The sequence below is a fragment of the Nocardioides sp. genome (assembly GCF_047607185.1).
In the GTDB taxonomy this organism is placed as follows: Bacteria; Actinomycetota; Actinomycetes; order Propionibacteriales; family Nocardioidaceae; genus Nocardioides.
In genome coordinates this window covers 1-5,663 of record NZ_JASGDQ010000015.1, presented here as the reverse complement: position 1 = coordinate 5,663, position 5,663 = coordinate 1, and the positions used below count along the sequence as shown (strand labels likewise).

General features: G+C 70.1%; 6 protein-coding genes. 2 read left to right on the top strand and 4 right to left on the bottom strand.

The genetic code is table 11. The features are described 5' to 3' along the window. Positions 1–544: hypothetical protein (locus tag QM595_RS01840; protein WP_415169815.1), on the bottom strand; the 544-nt coding region annotated here is incomplete at its 3' end. A 159-nt stretch (positions 545–703) separates the two neighbouring features. Continuing rightward, positions 704–1,036, bottom strand: coding sequence for a DUF6907 domain-containing protein (locus QM595_RS01835; RefSeq protein ID WP_415169814.1), 333 nt, complete (start codon positions 1,034–1,036; stop codon positions 704–706). A 161-nt stretch (positions 1,037–1,197) separates the two neighbouring features. Here QM595_RS01835 and QM595_RS01830 point away from each other — a divergent pair, with 161 nt between their 5' ends. Both QM595_RS01830 and QM595_RS01825 read left to right on the top strand, forming a co-directional pair. Then, on the top strand, positions 1,198–1,482 hold the full coding sequence (locus QM595_RS01830) for a helix-turn-helix domain-containing protein (RefSeq protein ID WP_415169813.1): 285 nt from the start codon (positions 1,198–1,200) through the stop codon (positions 1,480–1,482). A gap of 185 nt (positions 1,483–1,667) precedes the next feature. Further along, positions 1,668–2,834, top strand: a complete 1,167-nt coding sequence (locus QM595_RS01825) for a helix-turn-helix domain-containing protein (RefSeq protein WP_415169812.1) — start codon at positions 1,668–1,670, stop codon at positions 2,832–2,834. A 12-nt stretch (positions 2,835–2,846) separates the two neighbouring features. On the opposite strand, the gene QM595_RS01820 is transcribed toward QM595_RS01825, so the two are convergent. Together QM595_RS01820 and QM595_RS01815 are read right to left on the bottom strand one after the other, a co-directional pair. Continuing rightward, complete coding sequence (locus QM595_RS01820) at positions 2,847–4,865, bottom strand: hypothetical protein (RefSeq protein ID WP_415169811.1); 2,019 nt, start codon at positions 4,863–4,865, stop codon at positions 2,847–2,849. Next, positions 4,862–5,500 carry a hypothetical protein gene (locus QM595_RS01815; RefSeq protein ID WP_415169810.1) on the bottom strand — a complete coding sequence of 213 codons (639 nt, stop codon included), beginning with the start codon at positions 5,498–5,500 and terminating at the stop codon, positions 4,862–4,864. Before QM595_RS01815 ends, QM595_RS01820 begins: the two co-directional genes overlap by 4 nt. Positions 5,501–5,663 lie beyond the last annotated feature (163 nt).

Below are 5,663 nucleotides of genomic sequence, written 5' to 3'. Positions count from 1 at the left end.
TCAACTCCACCCGCAGGTCGTCGACCTTCCCATCGACCCGAGCAATGTCACCCTTCAACTCCACCCGCAGGTCATCGACCTTCCCATCGACCCGAGCAATGTCACCCTTCAACTCCACCCTCAGGTCATCGACCTTCCCATCGACCCGAGCAATGTCACCCTTCAACTCCACCCGCAGGTCGTCGACCTTCTTGTCGACCTGAGCAATGTCGCCCTTCAACTCCACCCGCAACGCATTGATGTCACCCTTCAACTCCACCCGCAGGTCATCGACCTTCTTGTCGACCCGACCAATGTCGCCCTTCAACTCCACCCGCAGCGCATTGATGTCGCCCTTCAACTCCACCCGCAGGTCGTCGACCTTCTTGTCGACCCGACCAATGTCACCCTTCAACTCCACCCGCAACGTGTCGACCTTGCCGTCGAGTCGCGTGATCGCGGCATCGACGTCTCCGAACTTCCGCGAGAGCAGCCCATAGAGCGCGGTGGCGACGCCGAGCAGCGCGGCGAGCGAGACCCATGTCTCCAACTCCAAGTCGATCACCCCTTCAGTGTGTGGCGCCGGCCGGAGAGAAGCCAGCGATCTGACGCTAGATCTGAGCGAGGACAGTCGCAGCCCCGCGCGGAGCTGCCTGTGGATATCGCGGTTTGAAGCCCGCCTGTGGATGGTTTCTGGCCAATTTCGGGGCGACGGCCGCGGTGCTCAGCTCGCTTCGACCTGGTCGGCGACCGCCCGCACCAGCCGGCGGGCCGACTCCAGCGTGAGCACCAGCCGGAGATGAGCGGCCTCCAGTGTCTCCACAGCCAGCCACTCGACCGCGTCGGCCACATATCGACAACGCCGGACCACCAGGTCGGCCGGCTCGAACGACGCCGGGACGGGCACCAGCGGCGCCAGGCTGGCGATCACCGGCACGATCGCGGGCTCACTCTGGTGATAGCGGTCCTCGGGATGATCGGCCTCCCGATGCTCGCGCGCACACCACGCCGGGCAGGCCTCAGTCAGCCAGGAAGGCGAGTCTGGGTCGTGGATCATGTTCACCTCCGGCGCCGAGTCGCGCGTCTTCGAAGACGGTACGACGGCGCACCGACGATTACACCGCCCGAGCCGGCCCGTCCACAGTCACCGGCACGCCATCCGTAGGTTCACATACTGGTATATACATACCGAGCGGCGACAGCGGCGAGACTGGACACGTGCCAAATCGCCAATCCCCCGAGCCGACCTGGTTCGACTTCGCCCGCGAGCTGGGGCATAACCTCAAACGAGCCCGGCAGCGACGAGGACTCAGCCAGGAGCGGGTCGCCCATCTTGCTGGCCTGGCCTCCTTCACCTACCAGAAGTATGAGAAGGGTGAGTCCAAGCCCGGCACGCCGATGAACCCCGAGCTCAAGAGCCTCGTCGCCCTCAGCCAGGCACTTGAGGTGCCCCTCCTCGAACTGCTGCCGAAGGAGTTCCCCGACATGACCAGCGGACGCTGACGCCTCGCCGACGAGACCTGCCGTATCTGACTTGTTACTTGAGTGACAAGTTCTGACGCGAATTTGATCGCACCCATACAGGTATGAACGGCCCGCAACGGCGCTGGGGGCTGTGCTGCTCCTGTGGTTTCGAGCAGCGCACGGCTCGCACACCACGGGGAGGTGTGATGAACAGCGTCGTTCATGTGCCACGACAACGCGCGGAGCTCGTCCTGGAGCGTCGCGCGACGGAGTGGATCGTGGCCGCGATCCAGAGTCAGGTCGCGGCCTGCCGGGGTCCGGTGACCGGGCAGCGCAGGCTCGTCATCCACCATGCCGTGGCGACTGGCGTTGGCGAGTTCTTGAGGCAGGTCCACGGCGATCGCTCCGATCACGCCGAGATCGCGAAGGTCTTTCGGGAGCTCGGCGAGGCCGAAGCGGTCGAACGCGACGACCTTCGCGTCTTGGAGGATGCCTGGCGGGTCGCCACCGTCGAGGCGCAGAGGTTCGTGCGGCAGCACCGGATCGCCTGTCCGCCGGTCGGATCGTCCACCGTGACGAGCGCGGACCGATCCGTCCAGGACTTCATGGATCGCCTCTTCGCCTACACCAGGGCAAGCTTCGAACAACCGCGCTGGCGCGCCGATCCACGCGCCCGGCTGCTCGTCGACCTGGTGATCGCATCAGCCGACCGTCTGCGGGCGGGCGACCGGCAGGCACTGGCCGCGCAAGCCGGGTGGCCGCTCCCGGCCCACGTGATCGTGGGCGTCGCCCAGCCGACCCTGGCAGGTCACCGGCAGCTCCAGCGCGGACAGGGCGACTGGCTGTTGATGGGCGCTCACGCGGGCTTGCTGGTCTTCGCCGTCGACGCCTGCTCGCTCCCGTCACGACGCGCCGAGCTGCTCCGGGCCATCGGGCCCGCTGTGGTCGCGTTGAGCTGGCCGGAGCACTGGGAGGCCGCCCATCAGGCCTATCGCGTGGCCAAACGTGCCCTCCGCTTGCGGCGCGAGGGAGCCATCCGCGCGGACCTGGTGCTCGACTGCGCCGATCACTTCGAGGGTCTGCTGCTCGCCTCTGCCCCGGGGCTGCGCGAGCATCTGCATGCCGGCCTGGAGCCGTTGGACGCCATCACGCCCGGCAGGCGGCTCAAGCTCGCCGAGACCCTCCTCGAGCTGCTGGCCATGCCCGGCACCGCGGCCGAGTGGGCGACCCGGCTGAACCTCCACCCGAACACGGTCCGCAGCCATCAGCGGGAGTTGAGGAAGCTCTTCGGCGACCGGCTCGACCATCGCGAGACCAGGGTGCAACTGCTGCTCGCCGTGCGCTCGGCCCTGCCTGGCTGGCGCCAGGAGGCGAGTCGACGCCGCCGCTGAGAACCTGCCGGTTCACCTCTCCCTCGCCACGGCGAGGACGACCACGCGGCGGGATGGTGCGATGCCGTCGGCACCGGAATAGCGGATTCTCAACCGGTAGCGGCCCGGCTCGCGCAGCCTCGGCAGCAGCAGTACGGCGCGCCCCTCGACGAGCCGGGCGCGGCCATGCTTGCCGCGCACCGAGGCCACCACCCGGCCGGTCGCCGTGGCCCCGGGTGTCGTGACCAGGACCGCCAGCCGGGCACGCCGGCCGACGGTGGTCCGCTTGACCGGGACGACCGTGATCCTCGACGGGGCGGCGGTGGCTGCAGCCGCGGTGGGGACGGCTCCCGTGGTGGCCTCGGCCTGGTCGGCCGGGCCCGGCACTTCCAGGGCGGCCGACTCGGCGGTCCCCGACACATACCCGGGGTGCGAGGCGGTGACCTTCACGGTGATCGCGTGGCCGACATCGGCGGTGGTGAGGACGTAGCTCGAGGCGGTGGCGGCGGTCGGGAGGCCGTCGGCGTCGGTGCCGGTGATCGCGCTGCCGTCGCGGAACCAGAGGTAGGCATAGTCCCAGGTGGTCCGTGCCTCGTTCCAGGTGCCCGGGGTGGCGGTGAGCGTGGTCCCTGCCGCGGCCGGCGAGGTGGACGCGGTGATCGTCGGGAGCTTCTGGTTGGTGGCGATGCAGGGCAGCGCGTTGGAGTCGATCAGGCCCGCTCCGTTGACGCACGAGCGCGCGTCGGGCGTGGCCGGCCCTTGGCCGAAGAAGTCTCGCGGGATCAGCCGGAAGTGCTGCCAGTGGGTGGGCATCGGCGACTGGTCCTCGTCGCGGTCGACGTGGTGGAAGTCGACGTTGACCCAGGCCACCGGGTCGGTCAGCGGCGCGTCGTCCTCGGCGACATAGTCGAGCACGCTCTGGTTCGGACAGCCGGGATCGAGGTTGTAGGAGGCGAACTGCTGGCAGGGCTCGGCGTTGGTGAAGGCTACCGGCCATGCCGCCAGCGCGGAGTCGACGTCGAGCACGCTGTCGTTGACGATCTCGTACGAGCGCGGGTGCCCGTCCGGGTTGAGGGAGCTGGGGTTGAGCACCCGCCACCAGCTCAGTCGGGCGTAATCGCCGCTCGGCTCGCCGAGGAAGGCCCGCTCGTGGGTCGTCGGCGTCCCGCCGAGCACCGCGGTGGACCCCTGGCCTGCGGCGACGTAGTCCCACTGCTGCACCTGCTGCACGGCACCGGCGTCGATGCCGAAGTCGACCCGGTAGCTGGCGTCGTGCCAGTGCGAGGTGGCGTAGTAGGTCGCGCCGTCGCCGGCCGGGCCGATCGGCCAGCCCGTGGTCGGGTCGGTGGAGAAGAAGACCCCGGGAGCATTTCCGGGTGCGAGGTCGCCGGTGGCGCCGAGGCCGACGTCGATGCCGCCTTGGTCGTCCAGGGTGACGCTCTGCTCGTATTCGTACCAGCCCACCTTCGACAGCGAGGCGAGCCGCAGCGCGTTGCCTTGCATGGCATAGCGGGGGCCGCCCTCGGTGCTCCACTCCTGGCTCTCGTAGGCCAGTCCGGTGCCCACGACGCCCAGGCAGATGCCGGGCAGGGTGCGTTCGGTGGCCGTGCCGCCTCGGGTGCTGACATAGCGCACCGGCCGGATCGTCCCGGTGCAGGTCTGCGCGGTCTGGCTGAGCAGGTGGTCGCCGCCGAGCCCGTAGTCGGTGACGTCGTCGTAGGACGTCTCGCCGTTGTCGTAGTCGACGTGGAGTTGTGCGAGCGTGAGCGAGTCGAGGACTCGCTTGTAGCCGGCGTACTCCCGCTCGCCGGTGGCCGGCCTGAACTCCACGCTCTCCAGGGTCAGCCCCTGGTAGGGCTGGATCCGCACACACAGCCGCCAGGCCGAGCCGTTGCCGAGTTGTTGTTCCACGAGCTCCTCGCCACAGCCGAGGTCGGCCTCCGCGGCTGCCACGTGCCCGCCCGCGGCGACCAGCCCGGCGGCGAGGAGGGCGAGTCCGAGCAGGATCCGCACCAGTGCCGACCGCGCCCGGCTCCGCCGCGCCGCGCTCACCCGCCCTCCAGGGACAGCACCCGGCCGGCGCTGAGATCGACCACGAAGTCGCTGGTGTCGAGGAAGGTCCCCGCCGCCGTGGCGATCCGGAGTCGCACGCAGCGATGCGCGCCACACCCGGAGGCCTCGGGCGAGCTGGCCGCCGCCTGACCGGCTGCCAGCCATGCCTGCGCTTCGAGCTGCACCTGGTCGGGGGAGACCAGCGGGACGCCCTGCTGGGCGGCGAAGGCCTGGGTGAACCGAAGCGCCGGCACGGCGGCCGAGGCCAGCCCGAAGGCGGTGCGGGCTTCCTCGCTCGAGGCCGGTGGCTGCAGCCCGGCCGCCGATCGGTCGGCGCTCACCCGGCCCTCGGAGACGGTGACCTGATGGGCGCGATCGGCGGCATAGTCGTAGAAGAGCACCTCGGCGGAGCCGTCGCCGCGCAGGTCGACCGAGAGCAGTTCGCCGCCCGGGTCTCCATGCACGTCCCGGGCGCTGGCCGGCAGCGACTGCCGGGCGATCGCCACGGCCCGGCCGGCGTCCCCCGTGTCCCCCGCGCCGCTGGTCCGCGCGGTCGCGGCGAGGATCGTCCCGCCGACGGCCACCAGGGCGACCGCCGAGACCACCCCGGCCCTGACCCGGGCCGACCTCTTCACCCCGCTCGCCTCCTCCGCGACGACTGGGAGCGTATGTGAGAGCGTGCCTGGGAAGCGGCCGGCCCGAGGACCTGCGGTCCTCGGGCCGGCCGCTTCCCAGGCACGCTCTCACATGCGCTCCCAGTCGTCGCGGAGGAGGCGAGCGGGGTGAAGAGGTCGGCCC

Coding starts and splice junctions, on each gene's coding strand:
- QM595_RS01835 (WP_415169814.1), bottom strand. CDS start 1,036: ATGATCCACGACCCAGACTCGCCTTCCTGGCTGACTGAGGCCTGCCCG.